Source organism: Streptomyces sp. NPDC007025 (assembly GCF_042869455.1).
Classification (GTDB): domain Bacteria; phylum Actinomycetota; class Actinomycetes; order Streptomycetales; family Streptomycetaceae; genus Streptomyces.
Genome location: NZ_JBIAFT010000003.1, coordinates 351,092 through 372,217 on the forward strand (window position 1 = coordinate 351,092; position 21,126 = coordinate 372,217).

General features: G+C 72.8%; 20 protein-coding genes. 7 read left to right on the plus strand and 13 right to left on the minus strand.

Features of this window, described 5'->3' with window-relative positions; all coding sequences use genetic code 11:
• Positions 1–49 precede the first annotated feature (49 nt).
• Genes hisF through hisD form a run of 8 tightly spaced genes read right to left on the minus strand, consistent with a single transcriptional unit; the run spans position 50 to position 5,889 of the window.
• Positions 50–808, minus strand: a complete 759-nt coding sequence (gene hisF, locus ACFYMO_RS07990; RefSeq protein WP_276474881.1) for an imidazole glycerol phosphate synthase subunit HisF — start codon at positions 806–808, stop codon at positions 50–52.
• On the minus strand, positions 805–1,248 hold the full coding sequence (locus ACFYMO_RS07995; protein ID WP_366772362.1) for a RidA family protein: 444 nt from the start codon (positions 1,246–1,248) through the stop codon (positions 805–807). Before ACFYMO_RS07995 ends, hisF begins: the two co-directional genes overlap by 4 nt.
• Positions 1,248–1,976: a bifunctional 1-(5-phosphoribosyl)-5-((5-phosphoribosylamino)methylideneamino)imidazole-4-carboxamide isomerase/phosphoribosylanthranilate isomerase PriA gene (gene priA / locus ACFYMO_RS08000; protein WP_074998742.1), complete on the minus strand. Its 729-nt coding sequence runs from the start codon at positions 1,974–1,976 to the stop codon at positions 1,248–1,250. The genes ACFYMO_RS07995 and priA overlap by 1 nt, the downstream gene beginning before the upstream one ends.
• A 26-nt stretch (positions 1,977–2,002) precedes the next feature.
• Positions 2,003–2,668: an imidazole glycerol phosphate synthase subunit HisH gene (hisH, locus tag ACFYMO_RS08005; protein WP_366772361.1), complete on the minus strand. Its 666-nt coding sequence runs from the start codon at positions 2,666–2,668 to the stop codon at positions 2,003–2,005.
• Positions 2,665–2,829 carry a hypothetical protein gene (locus tag ACFYMO_RS08010; protein ID WP_019358557.1) on the minus strand — a complete coding sequence of 55 codons (165 nt, stop codon included), beginning with the start codon at positions 2,827–2,829 and terminating at the stop codon, positions 2,665–2,667. The genes hisH and ACFYMO_RS08010 overlap by 4 nt, the downstream gene beginning before the upstream one ends.
• Complete coding sequence (gene hisB, locus ACFYMO_RS08015; RefSeq protein ID WP_019358558.1) at positions 2,826–3,416, minus strand: imidazoleglycerol-phosphate dehydratase HisB; 591 nt, start codon at positions 3,414–3,416, stop codon at positions 2,826–2,828. Before hisB ends, ACFYMO_RS08010 begins: the two co-directional genes overlap by 4 nt.
• Positions 3,416–4,549, minus strand: coding sequence for a histidinol-phosphate transaminase (locus tag ACFYMO_RS08020; RefSeq protein WP_366772360.1), 1,134 nt, complete (start codon positions 4,547–4,549; stop codon positions 3,416–3,418). The genes hisB and ACFYMO_RS08020 overlap by 1 nt, the downstream gene beginning before the upstream one ends.
• Positions 4,546–5,889: a histidinol dehydrogenase gene (hisD, locus tag ACFYMO_RS08025; RefSeq protein ID WP_366772359.1), complete on the minus strand. Its 1,344-nt coding sequence runs from the start codon at positions 5,887–5,889 to the stop codon at positions 4,546–4,548. The genes ACFYMO_RS08020 and hisD overlap by 4 nt, the downstream gene beginning before the upstream one ends.
• A 264-nt stretch (positions 5,890–6,153) precedes the next feature.
• Between hisD and ACFYMO_RS08030 the strand changes: the two genes are divergently transcribed.
• The 3 genes from ACFYMO_RS08030 (at position 6,154) to ybaK (ending at position 9,340) form a co-directional block, all read left to right on the plus strand.
• Entirely contained in the window at positions 6,154–7,812 is a 1,659-nt protein-coding gene (locus ACFYMO_RS08030) for an oxidoreductase (protein WP_388545036.1), read from the plus strand.
• Positions 7,813–8,006: 194 nt separating this feature from the next.
• Entirely contained in the window at positions 8,007–8,822 is an 816-nt protein-coding gene (locus ACFYMO_RS08035; protein WP_366772357.1) for an LON peptidase substrate-binding domain-containing protein, read from the plus strand.
• Positions 8,823–8,842: 20 nt separating this feature from the next.
• Positions 8,843–9,340: a Cys-tRNA(Pro) deacylase gene (gene ybaK, locus ACFYMO_RS08040; RefSeq protein WP_366772356.1), complete on the plus strand. Its 498-nt coding sequence runs from the start codon at positions 8,843–8,845 to the stop codon at positions 9,338–9,340.
• A gap of 45 nt (positions 9,341–9,385) precedes the next feature.
• Here ybaK and ACFYMO_RS08045 read toward each other — a convergent pair whose 3' ends face one another.
• From ACFYMO_RS08045 to ACFYMO_RS08060, 4 genes are all read right to left on the minus strand, one after another.
• Positions 9,386–10,072: a hypothetical protein gene (locus tag ACFYMO_RS08045; RefSeq protein ID WP_366772355.1), complete on the minus strand. Its 687-nt coding sequence runs from the start codon at positions 10,070–10,072 to the stop codon at positions 9,386–9,388.
• A gap of 88 nt (positions 10,073–10,160) precedes the next feature.
• Positions 10,161–10,913, minus strand: a complete 753-nt coding sequence (locus ACFYMO_RS08050) for an ABC transporter permease (RefSeq protein ID WP_366772403.1) — start codon at positions 10,911–10,913, stop codon at positions 10,161–10,163.
• A gap of 309 nt (positions 10,914–11,222) precedes the next feature.
• Complete coding sequence (locus tag ACFYMO_RS08055; RefSeq protein WP_388545041.1) at positions 11,223–12,278, minus strand: ABC transporter ATP-binding protein; 1,056 nt, start codon at positions 12,276–12,278, stop codon at positions 11,223–11,225.
• Between the two features lie 159 nt (positions 12,279–12,437).
• Complete coding sequence (locus tag ACFYMO_RS08060) at positions 12,438–13,736, minus strand: NYN domain-containing protein (protein ID WP_366772401.1); 1,299 nt, start codon at positions 13,734–13,736, stop codon at positions 12,438–12,440.
• A gap of 235 nt (positions 13,737–13,971) precedes the next feature.
• Here ACFYMO_RS08060 and ACFYMO_RS08065 point away from each other — a divergent pair, with 235 nt between their 5' ends.
• Complete coding sequence (locus ACFYMO_RS08065; RefSeq protein ID WP_019358568.1) at positions 13,972–14,127, plus strand: hypothetical protein; 156 nt, start codon at positions 13,972–13,974, stop codon at positions 14,125–14,127.
• Between the two features lie 172 nt (positions 14,128–14,299).
• On the opposite strand, the gene dnaE is transcribed toward ACFYMO_RS08065, so the two are convergent.
• Complete coding sequence (dnaE, locus tag ACFYMO_RS08070; protein WP_366772354.1) at positions 14,300–17,845, minus strand: DNA polymerase III subunit alpha; 3,546 nt, start codon at positions 17,843–17,845, stop codon at positions 14,300–14,302.
• A 232-nt stretch (positions 17,846–18,077) separates the two neighbouring features.
• Here dnaE and ACFYMO_RS08075 point away from each other — a divergent pair, with 232 nt between their 5' ends.
• From ACFYMO_RS08075 to ACFYMO_RS08085, 3 genes are all read left to right on the plus strand, one after another.
• Positions 18,078–19,427 carry a DUF2252 domain-containing protein gene (locus tag ACFYMO_RS08075; RefSeq protein WP_388545044.1) on the plus strand — a complete coding sequence of 450 codons (1,350 nt, stop codon included), beginning with the start codon at positions 18,078–18,080 and terminating at the stop codon, positions 19,425–19,427.
• 186 nt (positions 19,428–19,613) lie between these two features.
• Entirely contained in the window at positions 19,614–20,315 is a 702-nt protein-coding gene (locus tag ACFYMO_RS08080; RefSeq protein WP_366772352.1) for a hypothetical protein, read from the plus strand.
• A gap of 43 nt (positions 20,316–20,358) precedes the next feature.
• A complete protein-coding gene (locus tag ACFYMO_RS08085) occupies positions 20,359–21,120 on the plus strand; it encodes a thioredoxin domain-containing protein (RefSeq protein ID WP_366772351.1) in 762 nt (253 codons plus the stop codon).
• The last annotated feature ends 6 nt before the right edge of the window (positions 21,121–21,126 follow it).

The following is a 21,126-nucleotide window of genomic DNA, read 5'->3' on the forward strand; positions in this document are numbered from 1 at the left end:
CCCGGACCGGCGCCCCGGTCCGGGGCACGGCGGCCCCACCGGCCAGGTGTCAGCGGACCGGGTGGCCCGCGTCGCGCAGAGTCTGCTTGACCTCGCCGATCCGCAGGTCGCCGAAGTGGAAGACCGAGGCGGCCAGTACGGCGTCGGCACCGGCGCCGATGGCGGGCGGGAAGTGGTCGAGCCGCCCGGCGCCGCCGGAGGCGATCACGGGGATGGTGACGTGCTTGCGGACGGCGGCGATCATCTCGGTGTCGTAGCCGTCCTTGGTGCCGTCCGCGTCCATCGAGTTGAGCAGGATCTCCCCGGCGCCCAGTTCGGCCGCCCGGTGGGCCCACTCGACGGCGTCGACATCGGCGCCGCGGCGGCCGCCGTGCGTGGTGACCTCGAAGCCCTCGCCTCCGGCGCGGCGGCGCGCGTCCACGGAAAGCACCAGCACCTGGCTGCCGAACCGTTCGGCGATCTCGCGGATCAGCTCCGGGCGGGCGAGGGCGGCGGTGTTGACGCCGACCTTGTCGGCCCCGGCCCGCAACAGCTTGTCCACGTCCTCCGGGGTGCGCACCCCGCCACCGACGGTCAGCGGGATGAAGACCTGCTCGGCGGTGCGCCGCACCACGTCGTAGGTGGTCTCACGGTCGCCGGAGGAGGCGGTGATGTCCAGGAACGTCAACTCGTCGGCGCCCTCGGCGTCGTAGACCTTGGCCATCTCGACCGGGTCGCCGGCGTCGCGCAGGTTCTGGAAATTGACGCCCTTGACGACCCGGCCGGCGTCCACGTCCAGGCAGGGGATGACTCGGACCGCGAGGGTCATGCTCCGTGTGCTCCTTGTGCTCCGGAGGCTCCGGGTGTTCCTGGGGCCTCTTGCGGGTCCCGGTACGCCTCGACCTCCACCTCGACCACCAGACTCGGGTCGGCGAAACCGGACACGATGATCATGGAAGAGACGGGCCGGACCTCGCCGAACAGCTCCTTGTGCGCGCGTCCCACCTCCTCCACGTCCCGCGCGTGCGTCAGATACATCCGGGTGCGCACCACGCTGTCGGCGCCCAGACCGAGGGACTTGAGCGCGTCCAGCGCCACTCCGAAGGCGGTGACGGTCTGGTCGTAGGGGCCGCCCTCGGCGACCACGCCGTCCACCACGGAAGTGCAGCCGGCCACCAGCACCAGGCCGTTGGGCAGTTCGACGGCGCGCGCGTAGCCGAACGGCTCCTCCCAGGGGGCACCGGACCCGATCCGCCGTATCGAAGCCATCAGGAAACCGCCTCCAACGCCTCTTCCAGGGTGAACGCCTTGGCGTAGAGGGCCTTCCCCACGATCGCGCCCTCGACGCCCTCGGGCACCAGCTTCGCGAGGGCCCGCAGGTCGTCGAGCGAGGAGACGCCGCCGCTGGCGACCACGGGCCGGTCGGTGGCGGCGCACACCGTGCGCAGCAGCTCCAGGTTGGGGCCCTTGAGGGTGCCGTCCTTGGCGATGTCGGTGACGACGTAGCGGGCGCAGCCCTCGGAGTCCAGGCGGGCCAGCGTCTCGTAGAGGTCGCCGCCGTCGCGGGTCCAGCCGCGGCCGCGCAGCGTGGTGCCGCGCACGTCGAGGCCGACGGCGATCCGGTCGCCGTACTCGGCGATGACCCCGGCGACCCACTCGGGGGCCTCCAGCGCCGCCGTGCCGAGGTTGACGCGGCGGCAGCCGGTGGCCAGCGCCGCCGCCAGCGAGGCGTCGTCGCGGATGCCGCCGGACAGCTCGACCTTGATCTCCATGGACTGGGCGACCTCGGCGATCCGCTCCCGGTTGTCGCCGGTGCCGAAGGCGGCGTCCAGGTCGACCAGATGCAGCCACTCGGCTCCGGCGCGCTGCCAGGCCAGCGCCGCCTCCAGCGGGTCGCCGTAGGAGGTCTCGGAGCCGGACTCGCCGTGCACCAGGCGGACGGCCTGCCCGTCCCGGACGTCGACGGCGGGCAGCAGTTCCAGCCGGTTGCTCGCCACGTTCACGGCTTCCTCGCTCTTTCGGCTCACAGGGACTCGATCCAGTTCTTCAGTAGCTGTGCTCCGGCGTCGCCGGACTTCTCGGGGTGGAACTGGGTGGCCCACAGCGGGCCGTTCTCCACGGCGGAGACGAACCGGTCGGCGTGCGCGGTCCAGCTCACCACCGGCGGTTTGAGGGCCGGGTTGGCGGTCTCCAGCTCCCAGTCGTGCACGGCGTAGGAGTGGACGAAGTAGTACCGCTCGTCGGCGGGCAGCCCGGCGAACAGCCGCGAGTCGGCGGGCGCCTCGACGGTGTTCCAGCCCATGTGCGGGACGGGGTGCGCGGCGTCGTGGGCGAGCGGGCCGACGGTGCCGGGCCACTCGTCCAGGCCCTCGGCCTCCCGGCCGTGCTCGATCCCGCGGGAGAAGAGGATCTGCATGCCGACGCAGATCCCCATGACGGGCCGGCCCCCCGCCAGCCGGCGCCCGATGACCCAGTGGCCGCGCGCCCGGACCAGCCCCTCCATGCAGGAGGCGAAGGCGCCCACGCCGGGCACCAGCAGGCCGTCGGCGGCCATCGCCTTGTCGTAGTCGCCGGTGATCTCGACGTCGGCACCGGCCCGCTCCAGGGCGCGCTCCGCGGAGCGCACGTTGCCGAAGCCGTAGTCGAAGACCACGACGCTCTTCCTGCCGTTCACCGTGTTCGTCGTCATGCCCACCAGTCCACTCGCAGGATCCCCGCCGCCAGGCACATCACCGAGGCCACGGCGAGCAACACGATCACCCCTTTGGGAAGCTGCTGCTTCCAGAACGAGATCGCCCCGCCGGCCAGGAACAGCCCGACGAAGATCAGCAGCGCCGCGAGGCCGGTCACAGAGCACCCTTCGTGGACGGGATGCCGGTCTGCCGCGGGTCGCGTTCGCTCGCGTACCGCAGGGCCCGGGCCAGCGCCTTGAACTGGCACTCCACGATGTGGTGCGCGTTGCGGCCGTAGGGCACGTGGACGTGCAGCGCGATCTGCGCCTGGGCGACGAAGGACTCCAGGATGTGGCGGGTCATCGTGGTGTCGTAGCTGCCGATCATCGGCGCCATGCCCTCGGGCTCGGTGTGCACCAGGTAGGGGCGGCCGGACAGGTCGACGGTCACCTGGGCGAGCGACTCGTCCAGCGGCACCGAGGCGTTCGCGAACCGCACGATGCCGCGCTTGTCGCCGAGCGCCTGCTTGAAGGCGGCCCCCAGCGCCAGCGAGGTGTCCTCGATGGTGTGGTGGCTGTCGATGTGCAGATCGCCCTCGGTCTTGACGGTGAGGTCGAACAGGCCGTGCCGGCCGAGCTGGTCGAGCATGTGGTCGTAGAAGCCCACCCCGGTGGAGACGTCCACCTCGCCGGTGCCGTCGAGGTCGATCTCCACCACGACAGAGGTCTCCTTGGTGGTGCGCTCCACCCGGCCCTTGCGCGTCATCAGTCGCTCTTCTCCTTCAGTTCCTTCAGCACGGCTCGCACCGCGTCGAGGAATGCGTCGTTCTCCTCCGGCGTGCCCGCCGTGACCCGCAGCCGGCCGGGGACGCCGTTGTCCCGGACCAGTACGCCGTGCTCCAGCAGCGCCTTCCACACGGCGTGCGACCCGGCCGCGCCGTCGAAGCGGCCGAACTGCACGAAGTTGGCGTCCGAGTCGGTGACCTCGCAGCCGAGGGTGCGCAGCTCGCTCACCAGCCGGTCGCGCTCGGTCTTGAGCTGCGCGACGTAGCCCAGCAGGGTGTCGGTGTGCTCCAGCGCGGCCAGCGCCGTGGCCTGGGTGACGGCCGACAGGTGGTAGGGCAGCCGGACCAGTTGCACGGCGTCCACCACGGCGGGCGCGGCGGCCAGATAGCCCAGCCGCAGCCCGGCGGCCCCGAACGCCTTGGACATGGTGCGCGAGAGCACCAGCCGCGGCCGGCCCTCGATCAGCGGAAGCAGCGAGGGGTGGTGCGAGAACTCGCCGTAGGCCTCGTCCACCACCACCAGCGCCCCGTGCTCGGGGCGGGCAGCCTGCGCGGCGTCGTGCAAGGCCAGCACCGTCTCCTCCGAGACGGCCGTCCCGGTGGGGTTGTTGGGCGAGCAGACGAAGACGACGTCGGGCCGGTGCTCGGCGATGGCCCGGACGGCGGCTTCGGTGTCGATGGTGAAGTCGCCGTCGCGGGGGCCGGACAGCCAGCCGGTGCCGGTGCCGCGGGCGAGCAGCGCGTGCATCGAGTACGACGGCTCGAAGCCCAGCGCCGTCCGGCCCGGTCCGCCGAACGCCTGGAGGAGCTGCTGGAGCACCTCGTTGGAGCCGTTGGCCGCCCACACCTGCCGGTGGTCGACGGAGTGCCCGGCGGTGCGGGAGAGGTAGTCGGCCAGCCGGGTGCGCAGCTCGACCGCGTCCCGGTCCGGGTAGCGGTTGAGGTGCCGCGCGGCCTCGGTGACCCGCTCGGCGATCCGCGCCACGAGCGCGTCGGGCAGCGGGTAGGGGTTCTCGTTGGTGTTCAGCCGGACGGGTACGTCGAGCTGGGGCGCGCCGTAGGGGGACTTGCCGCGCAGCTCGTCCCGGATGGGGAGATCGTCAATGCCGGTCACGGGGCCTCGGGCACCTTCCAGTCGAACCGTGCCTTGAGCGCCGCGCCGTGCGCGGGCAGGTCCTCCGCCTCCGCCAGGGTGACGACATGGTGGGTGACCTCGGCGAGCGCGTCCCGGGTGTAGTCCACGACGTGGATGCCGCGCAGGAAGGACTGGACGGACAGGCCCGAGGAGTGGCAGGCGCAGCCGCCGGTGGGCAGCACGTGGTTGGAGCCGGCGGCGTAGTCGCCGAGCGAGACGGGCGCGTACGGGCCGACGAAGACGGCGCCCGCGTTGCGCACCCGCGCGGCCCAGGACGCGGCGTCGGCGGTCTGGATCTCCAGGTGCTCGGCGGCGTAGCCGTTGACCACGGCCAGCCCGGCCTCGAGGGAGTCGACGAGCACGATGCCCGACTGCCGTCCGGACAGCGCCTCGGTGATGCGCTCGCTGTGCCTGGTGGCGGGCACCTGCGTCTTCAGCTCCCGCTCGACGGCCTCGGCGAGCTCCTCGGAGGGGGTGACGAGCACCGCTGCGGCGACGACGTCGTGCTCGGCCTGGCTGATCAGGTCGGAGGCGACGTGGGCCGGGTCGGCGGTGTCGTCGGCGAGGATCGCGATCTCGGTCGGGCCCGCCTCGGAGTCGATGCCGATGACGCCCTTGAGCAGCCGCTTGGCCGCCGCCACGTAGATGTTGCCGGGGCCGGTCACCAACTGGACCGGGGCGCACTCGGCGGTGCCGTGGGCGAACATCGCCACGGCCTGGGCGCCGCCCACCGCGTACACCTCGTCGACGTCCAGCAGCGCGCAGGCGGCGAGGATGGTGGGGTGCGGCAGGCCGCCGAACCCGGCCTGCGCGGGTGAGGCCACGGCCAGCGAGCCGACGCCGGCCTCCTGCGCGGGGACCACGTTCATCACGACGGAGGACGGGTAGACGGCGCGCCCGCCGGGGACGTACAGCCCCACCCGCTCCACCGGGACCCAGCGCTCGGTGACGGTGCCGCCGGGCACCACCTGCACGGTGGAGTCGGTGCGCCGCTGGTCGCGGTGGACGGTCCGGGCGCGCCTGATGGACTCCTCCAGAGCCGCGCGCACGGCCGGATCCAGCTCCCGGAGAGCCGTGCACAGTGCCTCGGCGGGCACCCGGGTCTGCTCCAGGCGCACTCCGTCGAACCGCTCGGTGTACTCGATCACCGCCGCCGCGCCGCGATGCCGCACGTCGTCGCAGATGGGCCGCACCTTCTCCAGGGCGGCTTCGACGTCGAGCTCGGCACGGGGCAGCAGGTCGCGGTCGAGCGCGCCGTTCGCCGGGCCGGAGGCCGCGGTGGCGAGGGCGGCGCCGCGCAGATCGATTCGGGAGATCACGTACTCAAGTCTCTCAGACCCGCGACGCGCCCCGGCCGCCCGTATCAGAGGCTGATACAGGTCACACGCGACGAACGTCGCCTCCCGCGTTCATCCGGTCACGGAGCGGGAAAGGGACCGGTACGACCAGTTGGTCCGAACGTGTCGCGGCCAGGCCGCCGGTTCGGACACCGGGAGACCGGGCGACGGAGGGCCGGGACCGAGAGGCCGGGCCGGGACACGTGGCGGGCTGCCGGGGACACGAGGAATCGAGGGGGAGGAAGCGTGAGCGAGCCGGTGGACTCGGGCGAGCCGCCGCCGGGACTGCGGCTGACGACTGCCGAGTGGGGGCTCTGGCAGGCGTTCCGCAACGGTACCGAGCACGATCTGCGGCACGGCGAGGCCGAGCTGGACGATCCGAACGGCGATCACGTCTGGGGCCCGGAGCGCACGGTCCGGGCCCGGGTGATAGCGCTGCTGCTGCTGCACGGGCCGCCGCCGCTGCTGGGCCGGGTGGCGTCGCTGCACCTGACCGGAGCGCTGGTGACCGGCTGCCTGGATCTGGCGGGCGGCACCGTGGAGACGTACTTCGAGCTGCGGCAGTGCCGCTTCGAGGAAGAGGTGCGGATGCCGGAGGCACGCGTCAACACGGCGCGCTTCGTCGACTGCTACCTCCCGCGGCTGGAGGCGGCCCGGCTGACCACCGAGGGGGATCTGCACCTGCCCCGGTGCAGCATCCCCGAAGGCGTGCGGCTGACGGACGCCTCGATCGGCACCGACCTGCTGCTCAACGCGGCCACCGTGGGCAGCGGCCCGCGCAACCGCGCGATCGCCGCCGACGGGGTCAGCGTCTCCCAGGAGCTCCAGGCCAGCCTGCTGGTCACCGACGGGCAGGTGAGCCTGCGCGGCGCCTCGGTGGGCAGCTCGCTGCACATGTTCGGCTCGGTACTGCGCAATCCGCGCGGGCGCTTCGCGCTGTACGCGCCGCAGATGACCGTCGAGCAGGTGGCCAGCTTCGGCGACGCCGGGCGGGGCAGCGCTCCGCACATCTACGGCACGACGCCGCCGACCGGCACCCGCTACGACTTCGGCGGCCGGGGGGGCGCACACCCCTGGGCGCCGAGCCTGCCGCGCACCGGGTGGGATCCGCATCGCACCAAACACTTCCAGTGCACCGGGGGCATGGTGCTGGACGACGGGCGGTTCGGCTCCTCGCTGGTGATCGAGAACGCCCGGCTGCAGATGCAGCGCGACCAGGAGCTGTCGCTGCGCCGCATCACCACCCCGGAGCTGACCTTCACCCCGCAACTGCCCGAGCGGGGGCTGGTGGTGCTCTCCGGCGCGTCGGTGGAGAAGCTGATGGACCGGGCCTCCAGCTGGCCGGGCGACCACCGGCTGTGGATGGCCGGCTTCACCTACCAGCACGCGATCCCCAAGGAGGGCCATTTCAACGTCCGCGAGCGGCTCCAGTGGATCAACGCCGCGACCGCGGAGTACGCGCCGGAGCCCTACGAGCAGCTCGCGGCGATGTACCGGAACAGCGGCGAGGACACCAACGCGCGCCAGGTGCTGCTGGCCAAGCAGCGCCGGCGGCGGGAGACCCTGCCGCTGCCCGGCAAGCTGTGGGGGGTGCTGCAGGACTGGACGGTGGCCTACGGCTACCGGCCCGCGCAGGCCGCGCTGTGGATGGCGCTGCTGTGGCTGACGGGCGCGGTGCTGTTCCAGGCGCACCGGCCGCCCGCGCTCAAGGGCGACGAGGCGCCGCACTGGAACGCGACGCTGTACGCGCTGGACCTGCTGCTGCCGGTGATCTCCTTCGGCCAGGACACCGCCTGGGACCCGGGCGGCGGCTACCAGTGGATGGCCGCCGCGATGATCCTGGCGGGCTGGGTGCTGGCGACCACGGTGGCGGCGGGTGCCACCCGGCTGCTGCGGCGGCAGTAGCCCCGCCGCGGGGCGCGGCGGCGCCCGTCTCCGGCCCCGCCGCGGGGCGCAGGGGCCGTTCCCGGGTGGCTCCCCGGCGCCGGGGGCCGGGCCGCCCCGGGAGTCCCCCGGGGGTGGCGCGGGGGTACCTCGGAGGTGTCCGTAGGGCGCACCGGGACCCGCGCCGGGGGCCGGAGGCTTTAGGCTTACCGGTTGTGACAACCGCGCTTCCGCTCTTCCCCCTCAACTCGGTGCTGTTCCCGGGGCTGGTGCTGCCGCTGAACATCTTCGAGCCGCGGTACCGCGCGCTGATGCGGGACCTGCTCGCGCTGCCCGAGGACGCGCCCCGCCGCTTCGGTGTCGTCGCCATCCGGGACGGCCGCGAGGTCGCCCCCGCCGCCACCGGAATGCCCGATTCCGCACCGCCGCAGGGCGCCGACCCGACGGCCGGCTTCGGTCCGGACCCGATCACCTCGTTCTACACGGTCGGCTGCATCGCCGACGCCTCCACCATCCGCGAACGCGTCACGGGCACAGGCGCGGCGGACTCCGCTGAGGAGCCGGAGGAGACGGCCCCGGACACCGATCCGCGCGGTGGCACGACCGGCTACGAGGTGCTGGCGACCGGTACCACCCGCTTCCGGCTGCTGTCGGTCGACGCCTCCGGCCCCTATCTGACCGGCGAGATCGAGGAGTTGCCGGAGGAGGAGGGCGACGAGGCGGGCGCGCTCGCCTCCGGCGTGCTGCGGGCCTTCCGCGCGTACCAGAAGCGGCTGGCCAGCGCCCGGGAGCGGACCCTGGCCGCCGGGCAGGAGCAGGACCTGCCGGACGACCCGTCCGTGGTCTCGTACCTGGTCGCGGCGGCCACCGTGCTGGACACCCCCGCCAAGCAGCGGCTGCTCCAGGCCCCGGACACCGCGACCCGGCTGGCGGACGAGCTGAAGCTGCTGCGCAGGGAGGCAGCCGTCATCGGCAAGCTGCCGTCGCTGCCCGCGGCCGACCTGACGCGGAACCCGACCAGCCGGAACTGACCCTCCCCGGAGCGGAGCACATGGCCAAGAAGAGCAAGCGGCAGGGGTCGGCGACCCCGGCCATCGTCGCGGCCACCGAGGCGGGCATCGCCTTCGAGACGCACGCCTACACCCACGATCCGGCGGCACCCTCCTACGGCGAGGAGGCCGCCGAGGCGCTGGGCGTGCCGCCGGAGCAGGTCTTCAAGACGCTGGTGGCCGAGGTGGACGGTGCGCTGACGGTCGCCGTCGTCCCGGTGTCGGCCTCGCTGGACCTGAAAGCGCTGGCGGCGGCGGTGGGCGGCAAGCGGGCCGTGCTGGCCGACCCGGCGGCGGCCGAGCGCTCCTCCGGCTACGTCCGCGGCGGCATCTCCCCGCTCGGGCAGCGCAAGCGGCTCCCCACGGTGCTGGACGCCTCCGCGCAGGACCATCCGGCGATCTGCGTCTCGGCAGGCCGCCGCGGCCTGGAGATCGAGCTGGCACCCGCGGACCTGACCGCGCTGACCGGCGCCGTCCTCGCCCCGGTCGCCCGCGGCTGACTCCCCTGGCCCCGGTCCGCCCCGGGAGTCAGCCGCGGGCGCCGGTCAGCTCTCCCAGCGCTGCGGCGCCGGGGCGAGCTGGGCGACGGGCTCGTCGCGGGGGCCGAAGAGCGCGGTCACCAGCAGATGGACGAGCACGGCGGCGAGCGGCCAGGCCATCAGCACCGCGTACGCGTGCAGTTCCAGCGGCGCGTCGAAGGTGGCGCCCTGGCCGGCCGCCCGCGCCGCCGCCGACAGGTCCGTCTCGGGGCCCAGCCACACGCCGGTCCGCCAGGCCAGTACGGAGCCCAGCGCCCCGCCCAGGCACAGGCCGACCACCAGGCCCACGCCGCCGCTCCTGCGGGCCAGGAAGACGGCGAGCCCCGTCACCACCCCGAATCCCAACCCGAGCAGGGTGAAGACGCCCTCTGCGCCGATGGCCTCCTCGCCCTCGGGGTGCCGGAAGAGGACCAGCTTGCCGCTGGTGTACAGCGGCACCCGGGGCGCCAGCCACAGCCACAGCAGTCCCATCAGGACGCCGAGGACGGCGACGGCCACCGCGCAGACGGCCGCGTGCAACAGTTCGCGCGAGAGGACCGGCCCGGCCTGCCCCCCGTAGCCGGTGTGCACCGCGTACGACTGCGCGAGCGGCGGCCCGGAGGCACCGCCGCCGGGCTGGTCATCCGCTCCCGCCGCGGGCGCGGAGGGGTGGGAGGAGTCCGGATCGGGAGAGGAGGGCGTCGGTACGGTCACCCCGCCATCGTGCCAGGCCCGCGCGATGCGGAAGGCCCCGGCCCGCCCCCGGCGCGGCCACCGGCGGCAGCGGGTGCCCGCCCGGGTGTCAGCGGGTGGCCGCCCAGCGGTAGGCACGGGTGGCGAGGGCGAGCGAGAGCACCCCGACCGCCGCGCACACCCCGAGATCCAGTGCGACGCGCACCCAGTCCGGGTGCGGTGCGAAGGTGCGCGCGAAGGCCTCCACCCCGTAGGTGGACGGCAGCAGGTCCCGGACCCAGCCGACCGCCGGCGGCAACCCGCCCGCGGGCAGGACACCCAGCAGCAGCGCCGCCGACATCCCCAGCTGGCCGCCCAGGGTGGCCAGCTCGGGGCGCGGGGCGAGCAGCCCCAGCGCCGCGCCCAGCCCGGCGAGCGCGGCACCGGCGAGCGGGACGACGGCCGCCAGCACCCACAGCCCGCCCAGCGGGAGCTGGAAGAGCACACTGCCCGCCACCGCCGTCACCAGCACTCCGGGGACGGTGAAGGACGCGTAGGCCGCCGCCGCGCCCAGCACGACGGAGGCGGCCGGCACCGGCAGGGTCGCATAGTGGTCCAGGCCGCCGCCCGCGCGCAGCTGGCCGAAGTACTGGGCGAGCAGGTTCAGCGCCACGAAGGCCACCACCAGCACGCTGGACCCGGCGACCACGGCCCGCGCCTCGGCGCCGCCGTCCACCACTCCGCGCATCAGGACCATGATCCCCAGCGACTGGAAGGTCGCCACGAACAGCAGCGGGATCCGCGCCACCCGGGCCCGGGAGAGCTGGGCCCGGTAGACGGCGCCCAGCGCGGGCCACAGCCGGGCGCGCGGCGCCAGCGGCATCCGGGCCGTGCCGTCGCCCGCCGCCCCGGCACCGGCACCGGCGCCCGGCTCCGCCGTGCGGAGCGGCCCGCCCCCGGCCGCGGTGTCCGTGGCGGAGGCCGCGGCCGCCTCGGCGCCCGCGCGCTCCCGCGCACCGGCCGCGCCGTGCTCCGCGGCGCGGCCGCCGGTCCGCGTACGGCTGCCCACCGTCGTCCTCACCCGAGCCTGCCCCTCACGTCGCGCACCGTCGGCGCATGGTCCGATACCGTCTCGTCCCGCCGCGCCGGCTGCCCGCCGGGCCGCGTCCGTTCCGGCATCCCGTCCGCGCGTTCATGCCTTGACCAGACCCTCGGCGCCGTCCTGGCCCGCCGCGCGGCCGCCGAGAGCGACATACACGTCCTCCAGGCTCGGGGTGGCGAGCCGGAAGTCGTCCAGGGCCGCGAACGCCTCGCCCGTGGTGACCAGCGCGACCGCCTCCCGGGCGGTGGCGGGCGGCAGCCGCAGCGTCCAGCGGCGGCCGGTGACGGCGGCGCCGGCGGCGAGCGCGGCCACCTCCGGGATCTCCACCGGAGCGCGCTCCCGCCACACCAGTTCCAGCCGCACCTCGTCGCCGACCGTCGCCTTCAGCCCGCCGGGGGTGTCGCAGGCGATCACCCGGCCCCGGTCCAGCACGGCCACCCGGTCCAGCACGGTCTCGGCCTCGATCACGTTGTGCGTCACCAGCAGCACGGTCACCCCACGCTCGGCGCGCCGCCGGTCGACGGCCGCCCACACCGCACGCCGCGCGTGCGGGTCCATGCCGGTGGTCGGCTCGTCCAGCACCAGCAGCGGCCGGTCCCCCACCAGTGCCGCGGCCACGCACGCCAGCCGCCGCTGCCCGCCGGAGAGCCGTTTGAGCGGCCGCGAGGCGAGCTGCGTCAGCTCCAGCTCGGCCAGCACCTCGTCGCGCGCGGCGCGGGCCGCCGCGGTGTCCATCCCGCGCAGCCGCGCGGTGGTCTCGGCGGCGAGGGCGACACTCAGCTCGTCCAGCGCGGTCGACTCCTGCCCGAGGTAGGCCAGCAGCCGGGCGGCCCGCTCGGGGTGGCGCACCAGATCGTGGCCGAGCACCTCGACCGCTCCGGAGTCGGGCCGCAGCAGCCCGGTGAGCTGCCGTACCAGGGTGGACTTCCCGGCTCCGTTGGGGCCCAGCAGCCCGAAGATCTCGCCCTGCCCCACCCGCAGGCAGACACCGTCGGTCGCCCGGACGGCGGGCGCCGCCGGGGCACCGCGCCGGGCCCGCACCGGCGCGTAGGTCTTGACCAGGTCCTCGACACGCACAGCGGTGCGGGCCGGTGCCGTCGCGCTTGCCACCGAGCTGTCCACCGCCTGCCGAGTGCCCGTTCTCACGACCTATGAGGGTACGCGTCCGGGTTCCGCCGGCCCGCTCCGGCCCCTGCGGGCTCCCGGCGCGGCCGGCGGCGGCGGCGCGGTGCGGGTGCGGAGCCGGTGGCGCGCCGTGTCGGGTACCCGGCCGCCCCGGCCTGCGGAACGCGATGCACCGGGAGGTCAGTCACCGGCCGACGCGTGCTCGGCCGAGGCGCCGGAGCGGGCGTCCACCTCGCGCCAGAACCCCGCCCGGATCGCGTAGCGGTCGTGCTCGTCGATCTGGTCGTCCTTGTGTGCGAGCAGGCCGAACCGGGCCGCGTAGCGGAGCAGCTCGCCGTCGATCCGGTGCGGGATGCGGGGGTACTCGGCGGAGAGCTGGTTCAGATGGTGCTCGCTGACCAGGCGCTCGGTCCAGCGGCGCGCGAAGACCTGACCGACCTCGAAGGGGTCGCCGCTGACGGCGGTGATGTCCTCCTCGCGGTCGGCCCAGCGCTGCTCGGCCGTGGTGAGCTGGGCGAGCATCGGCAGGGCCGCGGTCTCGGGCGGTTCGCCGCCGGGTGCCGACCGCTCGACCCAGCCGCGGTCCGACGACCAGCGGAGCGTGGCCCCCGGCGGCCCGGCGGGCAGATGCGTCTGCTGCCCCTGGCGGCCGAGGTCGGCCAGGTCCTTGGGGGTGGGCACGCCTTCGCTCCGCTGCGGAGTCCCGGACGCGGGCCGCCCGGCGTCCGCGTCGCCGTCCTCCGCCGCGGGCTGCGGCTCGGCTCCCTCGTCCTCCTCGGGCGGCCGGTCGGCGGGAGCGGGGGCCGGGCCTGCGGGGGCGGGGCCGCGGTGGCCCACGGAACCGTTCTTGCCGCTCTCCGGGAGCGGCGCGGAGAGGATCGCGGCGATCTCCGGGCGGGGTGCGGGCTGGGGCGCGCAGGGCGCGGAGAGGTCCTTGGCACGGACCACGGGGGTGATCCAGGTCCGGTCCAGCACCCGTCGCTCGTCGGCCTCGGCCACCAGGTCCTCGGACTGGTTGTAGTCCCCGTCGGCGGCCTGGACCGCCCACAGGTGGACGGCGACCCCGTGCTCCTTCGCGGACATCAGCCCCGGCAGCAGATCTCCGTCGCCGGTCACCAGCACGATGTCGGAGCAGGCCCGGTTGCGGGCGAGTTCGGTCAGCTCCGCGTGCATGGCGGCATCCACGCCTTTCTGCGCCCAGCGGCCGTCGCTGCGGGTGAGCGCCCCCAGCCGTACGGTCACCCGGGGCATCACCCGCAGCCTGCGGTGCTCGGGCTGCGGCACCCGGTCGGGGGCGCCGTCGAACCAGTAGATGCGCAGCAGCGCGCACTGGGTGTCGGCCTCCGCCTGCCGCCGGAGGGACCGGATGAGACCGGCGTGGTCGACGGTGATCCGCGAGCGGGTGGGTTCCCCGGCCAGCAGGCTGGCGGCGGCGCCCAGCAGATATCCGGCGTCCACCAGGACGACGCAGCGGTCCACGACGTTCCACCCACTCTCGGTCATGACATCCAGCCGAGGCTGTGCCTTCGCGTGCCGGCCGTTCCCCGTGTCCTTCGAGTCTGCCCGACCGCGCGGGGGTTATCAGCCGGAACTCGATCATCGGCGTGGCGCCCACTCGCGGTAATTGTCCGACATGCACGGCATTTACGGTCATGCGAATCTGAACGGGAGGACCCTCTCGTTCGGAGACGGACCTCCGTCGCAGGAGGCGAACATGGCGAAGAACAAGAACCGTCAGCCGGCCCGGGAATCGCGCACCGCGGAGGAGCAGCAGCGGGAGCGGGAGCGCGCGAAGTCGGCCGCCGCGGAGCGGACGCCCCCCACCGGCGCCGCCCGCAAGGGCCGGGAACGCCGCTTCGGCCACAACTGAGCGCACCGGGCCCACCGAGTCCGTCCGGGCACGCCCTCGTGCCCTGTCCGCGGCGCCGGCCGCGGACAGGGCACGACGGGTGACCACGCCCGTGCCCGAGGCCGCCCGGGAGTCCGGGGGCCGGGCGGCCGCGGACGGACCGCGGGTCCGGGGCTCCTCCGGTCCGGCGGCCTCAGCTCGCCAGACAGGCGGGGCCCAGCAATTCCTTCAGGTCGCCGAAGAGCGCGGGGTCGGGGGTGACCCGGTGCCGGTCCAGCCGCAGCACCGTGGTCTTGCGCGCGCCCTCCAGGCGTACGCGCACCTCGCTGGCGCCGCGGTGCTGGGTCAGCACATAGCCCAGCTTCTCCACCAGCGGGGGCGTCACCTTGACGGTGGGGATGGTGATGGTGACCGGCGCGGTGGCGGACGCCTCGCTCAGGTCGGGGACCTGCAGCTCCATGGCGACGAGCCGGGGCACGTCCTCCCGCTTGTCCAGCCGCCCCTTGACGAAGACGACGGCGTCCTCCACGAGCTGGGTGGAGACCAGTTGGTAGGTGGCGGGGAAGAACATGCAGTCGATGGATCCGGCCAGGTCCTCGACGGTGGCGATGGCCCAGGCGTTGCCCTGCTTGGTCATCTTGCGCTGGAGGCCGGAGATGATGCCGCCGATGGTGACGATGGAGCCGTCGGAGTAGTCGCCGCCGGTCAGCTGGGCGATGGCCGCGTCGGCCTTCTCGTTGAGGACGTGCTCCAGGCCGAAGAGCGGATGGTCGGAGACGTAGAGGCCGAGCATCTCCCGCTCCTGGGCGAGCAGATAGGTCTTCTCCCACTCCTCCTCGGAGAACTGCACGTCCAGGCCGAAGCCGGGTCCGGAGTCCGCCGCGTCGTCCCCGCCGAGGTCGCCGAAGAGGTCGAACTGGCCCTCGGCCTCCTTCCGCTTGACCTGCACCACATTGTCGATCATCGGTTCGAACTGCGCGGTGAGGCCCTTGCGGGTGTGCCCCATCTCGTCGAACGCGCCGGCCTTGATCAGCGACTCGACGGTGCGCTTGTTGCAGACGACGGCCTCGACCTTGTCCAGGAAGTCCGGGAAGGAGGAGTACTTGCCCTTCGCCTTGCGGCACTTGACGATCGAGTCGACGACGTTCTGGCCCACGTTCCGCACCGCGGTGAGGCCGAAGACGATGGTGGTGTCGTCCTTGGAGGTGAAGTTCGCCTCGGACTCATTGACGTTGGGCGGCAGCACCTTGATGCCCATCTTGCGGCACTCGTTGAGGTAGACGGCCGACTTGTCCTTGTCGTCACGCACCGAGGTGAGCAGCGCGGACATGTACTCCGCGGGGTAGTTGGCCTTGAGATAGGCCGTCCAGTAGGTGACCAGCCCGTAGGCGGAGGAGTGCGCCTTGTTGAAGGCGTACCCGGCGAAGGGGACCAGCACGTCCCAGACGGCCTGGATGGCGCCGTCCGAGTATCCGTTGTCCCGCATGCCCTTCTGGAAGTTCACGAACTCCTTGTCGAGAACCTCCTTCTTCTTCTTGCCCATCGCCCGGCGCAGCAGGTCCGCCTGGCCCAGTGAGTAGCCGGCCAGTACCTGGGCCGCCTTCTGCACCTGCTCCTGGTAGACGATCAGGCCGTGCGTGATGTCGAGGACGTCCTTGAGCGGCTCCTCCAGCTCCGGGTGGATCGGCGTGATCTCCTGCTGGCCGTTCTTCCGCAGCGCGTAGTTGATGTGGGAGTTCATCCCCATCGGGCCGGGACGGTAGAGGGCCGAGACCGCGGAGATGTCCTCGAAGTGGTCGGGCTTCATCATCCGCAGCAGCGAGCGCATCGGGCCGCCGTCGAACTGGAAGACGCCGAGGGTGTCGCCGCGGCACAGCAGCTCGAACGCCTTGGGGTCGTCCAGCGGCAGGTCGAGGAGCTTGAGGTCGACGCCCTTGTTCTTGCGGATCATCTTGACCGCGTCGTCCATGATGGTGAGGTTGCGCAGCCCCAGGAAGTCCATCTTCAGCAGGCCGAGCGACTCGCAGCTGGGGTAGTCCCACTGGGTGACGACGGTGCCGTCGTTCTTCGGCGAGAAGATCGGCGCGTGGTCGATGACCGGCTCGCTGGACATGATGACGCCCGCCGCGTGCATGCCCATCTGACGCACCAGGCCCTCGATGCCCATGGCGGAGTCGATGACCTTCTTGACGTCCGGCTCGTTCTCGTACATCCCGCGCACCTCGCCCGCCTCGCTGTAGCGGGGGTGGTTCGGGTCGGTGATGCCGGAGAGCGGGATGCCCTTGCCGAGCACGTCGGCGGGCATCGCCTTGGTGATGCGGTCGCCCATCGCGTAGGGGTAGCCCAGCACCCGGGAGGCGTCCTTGATGGCGGCCTTCGCCTTGATCGTGCCGTAGGTGCCGATCATGGCGACCTTGTCGGCGCCGTACTTCTCCGTGACGTAGCGGATCACGTCACCGCGCCGGCGCTCGTCGAAGTCGATGTCGACGTCGGGCATGGTCACGCGCTCGGGGTTGAGGAACCGCTCGAAGATCAGCCCGTGGGTGACGGGGTCGAGGTCGGTGATGCCCATGGCGTAACTGACGATCGAGCCCGCCGCCGAGCCGCGGCCGGGACCGACCGCGATGCCGTTGTCCTTGGCCCAGTTGATGAAGTCGGCGACCACCAGGAAGTACCCGGGGAAGCCCATGTCGATGATGACCTTCATCTCGTAGTCCGCCAGCTCCTGGCGGTCCTGGGGCACACCCCCCGGGAAGCGGCGGTCCATTCCGCGCCGGACCTCCTCGCGGAACCAGGAGATCTCGTCGTACCCCTCGGGCACGTCGAACTTCGGCATCAGGTTCTTGGGCTCGAACATGCCCTCGGTCTCGATGCGCTCGGCGATCAGGAGCTGCGTGTTGCGGCAGCCCGACTGCCAGGCCTCCGAGGAGTCGATGCCGTACATCTCCTCGGCGGTCTTGAGGTAATAGCCGGAACCGTCGAAGCTGAAGCGGTCCGGGTCCGAGAGGTTGCTGCCGGTCTGGATGCACAGCAGGGTGTCGTGCGCCGCCGACTCGCGCGCATAAGTGTAGTGCGAGTCGTTGGTGACCACGAAGGGCGCGTCGAGCTTCCGTGCGATGCGCTCCAGGCCGTCCCGCGCCCGTTTGTCGATCTCGATGTCGTGGTCCATCAGCTCGACGAAGAAGTTCTCCTTGCCGAAGATGTCCTGGTACTCGCCGGCGGCCTGGAGTGCCTCCTCCTCCATCCCCAGCCGGATCTTGGTGCTCACCTCGCCGGAGGGGCAGCCGGTGGTCGCCATCAGGCCCTCGGCGTACTCGGCGAGCAGTTCGCGGTCCATCCTGGGCTTGCGGAAGAAGCCCTCCAGGCTGGCCCGCGACTGGGCGCGGAAGAGGTTGTGCAGCCCCGTGGCGTTCCTGGCCCACATCGTCATGTGGGTGTAGGCGCCGTTGCCGGACACGTCGTCCCGCTTCTGGTGCGGGGTGCCCCACTTGACCGGGCGGGTGTTCCTGCGGTGGTCGGGGGCCAGATACGCCTCGATGCCGATGATCGGCGTGATCCCGGCATCCTTTGCGGAGTGGAAGAAGTCGTAGGCCCCGTGCAGATTGCCGTGGTCGGTCATCGCGATATGCGACATGCCCATCTCATTGCAGGCATTGAACATGTCCTTGAGCCGGGCCGCACCGTCGAGGAGCGAGTACTGCGTGTGCACATGCAGATGAGTGAAGGGATTGTCACTCACGACGAGGCCACCTCCGGGCGCGGGTCTTCAGGGGCGAGTGGGAAGTCTACGGCTCGGCACCGACAGTCCCCGAAGAGCCGTCCTGGCCGCGCGGAGCCCTGTTCCGTATCCGGTCCGCGACTGTTCCGCACGCGCGCAGAACCATCCTGGCCCCCGGCGGCGTCGGCGTAGGTTGGACACTCGGTTCGTCATACACCGGATTCGGTTCCCTACCGCCCCACGGAGCGCACCCATGACCACGGCAGGCCAGGCAGCAGAACGCGGCGAGACCATTCTGGAGGTCTTCGACACGGCCTTCGGCGACCTCCTCGCCGCCGACCCGGCGGCCTTCCGGACCAAGTTCCGCAAGATGGCGGCCTCCGCCTTCGCCTTCTACCGGGGCACCGCCTGCCTCTTCTACGCCGACCTGACGGCACCCGGCAGCCCCTACGGACCGGGCGCGAACAGCGGCCCGTTCCTGGACGAGCGCACCAGCCGGGTTTGGATACACGGCGACCTGCACGCCGAGAACTTCGGCACCTACATGAACGCCCACGGCCGGGTGCTCTTCAACGTCAACGACTTCGACGAGGCCTACGTGGGCCCCTTCACCTGGGACCTCAAGCGCTTCGCGGCCTCCGTGGCGCTGCTGGGCTACAGCAAGGCGCTCAGCGACGAGCAGATCACCGCCCTGGTGACCACCTACGCCGACGCCTACCGGGAGCGCATCCGGGACCTGGTGGCGGGCGCCTCGGAGAACGAGCCGCCCGCCCTCACCCTGGACACCGCGCGGGGCCCGGTGCTGGACGCGCTCCGCGCGGCGCGCGCCAACACCCGCTTCGGGCTGCTGGGCACCATGACCGAGATCCGCGACTGGGAACGCCGCTTCACCCCGGGCGGCGGCTCCGTCGAGCTGGACGAGAAGACCCGGGCCGCGGTGCTGGCGTCCTTCGACTCCTACCTGGACACGCTCCCGCACAGCGCGGACCGCGAGCAGCACGGCGCGCACCGGGTCAAGGACGTGGTGGGCCGGCGCGGCATCGGGATAGGCAGCGCGGGCCTGCCCTCGTACAACATCCTGCTGGAGGGGCACAGCGACGCCCTGGAGAACGACCTGGTCATCTACATGAAGCAGGCGCAGACCCCGGCCGTCTCGCGGCACATCACCGACCCGGCGGTGCGCGACTACTTCCGGCACGAGGGCCACCGCACCGTCATCTCGCAGCGCGCGCTCCAGGCGCACGCCGACCCCTGGCTGGGCTGGACGGAGCTGAACGGCGCGGGCCAGCTGGTGGCGGAGGTCTCGCCCTACGCGGTGGACCTGGACTGGTCCGAGCTGTCGGACCCGGAGGAGATGTCGCAGGTCACAGCGGATCTCGCCCGGGCGACGGCGACGATGCACGCAGCGGCCGACGAGGCGGAGAGCGGTCACAGCCTGGTGCCCTTCTCGACCGAGCGCGCCATCCACGAGGCGATCTCCGCCGACGAGGAGGGCTTCCGCGCGCTGCTGGTGGACTTCGCCCACACCTACGGCGCCCGGGCCCGGCACGACCACCAGATCTTCGTCGACCTCTTCCGCAACGGCCGCATCGCCGGGATGTGAGACTCCCGGGGACGTCCGGGAACCCCTGGGGCCGCTGCGGCGCCCCGGGGCCCGGGCAGGCCCGGCAGCGGCCCCGCGGGCTCCGCCCGCCGGCCCGCGGAGGCGGGCGGGGCAGCCCGCTGCGCCCGTGACCGGTTCCGGCCCTTCGCAGACTGCCCGCCCGCTCCCATGGCACACTCGGACCCCATGGGAACAGCAGGAGTACGGACGGTGCGGGCGGGGATCTTCACCGCCCTCTGCGTCGCCCTGTCCTCCGGAGCCCATGTGCTGCTCTCCGGCTCCCCCGTTCCGCTGCGACCCTTCCTGCTCGTCTCGGCGGCGGTCTTCGCGGCGGCGTTCGCGCTGGCCGGCCGGGAGCGGGGCTTCGCCCGGATAGCGGCGCTGCTGGTTCCGCTGGAGCTGGCGGCCGACACCGTCTTCACCACCGGCCGGCACGCCTGCTACGGGCAGGCGGGCGGGCCGGTCACCGGGCCGCTGCGCTCGGTGGGCGTCGATCTGCTGTGCGGCGGCGGCAGCGTGGGCACGCCGCTGGCGCGGATGACCGCGCACGGCGGCCGGGCCGCCGCCTACCCGGCGGGCGTGCACGGAGTGCCGGGCACGGCACTCCCCTGGCTGCTGCTGGCGGCGCACGTCGCAGCGGGCCTGCTGGCCGCCCTGTGGCTGCGCCGCGGCGAGGCGGCCGCGGCGCGGCTGCTGCGTGCCGCCGCCACCGGTGCGTTCCGTCCGCTGCGGATCGCGGTCGCCGCGGCCGGTGCCTTCCGCGACCCCGGCCCGGTGCTGCCGCCCCGGGCTTCCGGGCCCGGCGCCCCGCCCGCACTGCCGCTGCTGACCCACTCCGTACACCGTCGCGGGCCGCCTGCCCGGACCGCCGTGGCACCGGCGGCCTGAGGAAGGTATCCCCCGCGTACGGACATCGGAGAAGAAGACAGCCATGAGCAAGCGCAACAGCCAGGAAGCCAAGCGCGCGGCCCGCGAGCGGCTGCGCATCGAGCGTGAGAAGCAGGCGAAGAAGGAGCGGACCCGGCGGCAGCTGCTGGTCGCCCTCTCGGTCGTCGGAGTACTGGCCGTGGTGGCCGGAATCGGGATCTTCGTCGCCAAGCTGAACAGCCAGGACTCCAACGACGACGGCATGTCCGTGACGACCGCGGGCGCCAAGGCGGAGAAGACCGTGGACGTCTACGAGGACCTGCGCTGCCCGGCGTGCGCCAGCTTCGAGCAGGCGATGGGCGAGCCGCTGCAGAAGGGCGCCGAGGAAGGCAAGTACAAGCTGCGCGTCCACCTCGGCGCCATCATCGACGGCAACATGGGCGGCTCCGGCTCCCGCAACGCGGCCCGCGCGCTGGGCGCCGCCAAGGCCGTGAGCGTCCAGGCGTTCGCGGACTACAAGGCGAAGCTGTACTCGGCCAAGTGGCACCCGGACGAGCAGGAGGACAAGTTCGCCGACAACGACTACCTGCTCAAGGTCTCGGACACGGTCCCGGAGCTGAAGGACAACAAGGCGTTCGAGAAGGCCGTCAAGGGCAAGAAGTACAGCAAGTGGGCCAAGGACATGATCGCCGGCTTCAACGGCGCCGACGTCCAGAGCACTCCCACCGTCCGGATCGACGGTGAGCAGGTGCAGCCCCAGGACGTGCCCGCCAAGCTCAAGGAGCTGGGCGTGGACCTGAAGTCGGGCAAGGACGAGAAGAAGTAACCGGCG

Excerpts from the sequence above, each read along its gene's own strand:
- ACFYMO_RS08080 (WP_366772352.1), top strand. The coding sequence starts at position 19,614 with ATGGGAACAGCAGGAGTACGGACGGTGCGGGCGGGGATCTTCACCGCC.
- ACFYMO_RS08065 (WP_019358568.1), top strand. The coding sequence starts at position 13,972 with ATGGCGAAGAACAAGAACCGTCAGCCGGCCCGGGAATCGCGCACCGCG.
- hisH (WP_366772361.1), bottom strand. The coding sequence starts at position 2,668 with ATGACGACGAACACGGTGAACGGCAGGAAGAGCGTCGTGGTCTTCGAC.
- ACFYMO_RS08050 (WP_366772403.1), bottom strand. The coding sequence starts at position 10,913 with ATGCCGCTGGCGCCGCGCGCCCGGCTGTGGCCCGCGCTGGGCGCCGTC.
- hisB (WP_019358558.1), bottom strand. The coding sequence starts at position 3,416 with ATGACGCGCAAGGGCCGGGTGGAGCGCACCACCAAGGAGACCTCTGTC.
- ACFYMO_RS07995 (WP_366772362.1), bottom strand. The coding sequence starts at position 1,248 with ATGGCTTCGATACGGCGGATCGGGTCCGGTGCCCCCTGGGAGGAGCCG.
- ACFYMO_RS08075 (WP_388545044.1), top strand. The coding sequence starts at position 18,078 with ATGACCACGGCAGGCCAGGCAGCAGAACGCGGCGAGACCATTCTGGAG.
- ACFYMO_RS08085 (WP_366772351.1), top strand. The coding sequence starts at position 20,359 with ATGAGCAAGCGCAACAGCCAGGAAGCCAAGCGCGCGGCCCGCGAGCGG.
- hisF (WP_276474881.1), bottom strand. The coding sequence starts at position 808 with ATGACCCTCGCGGTCCGAGTCATCCCCTGCCTGGACGTGGACGCCGGC.
- ybaK (WP_366772356.1), top strand. The coding sequence starts at position 8,843 with ATGGCCAAGAAGAGCAAGCGGCAGGGGTCGGCGACCCCGGCCATCGTC.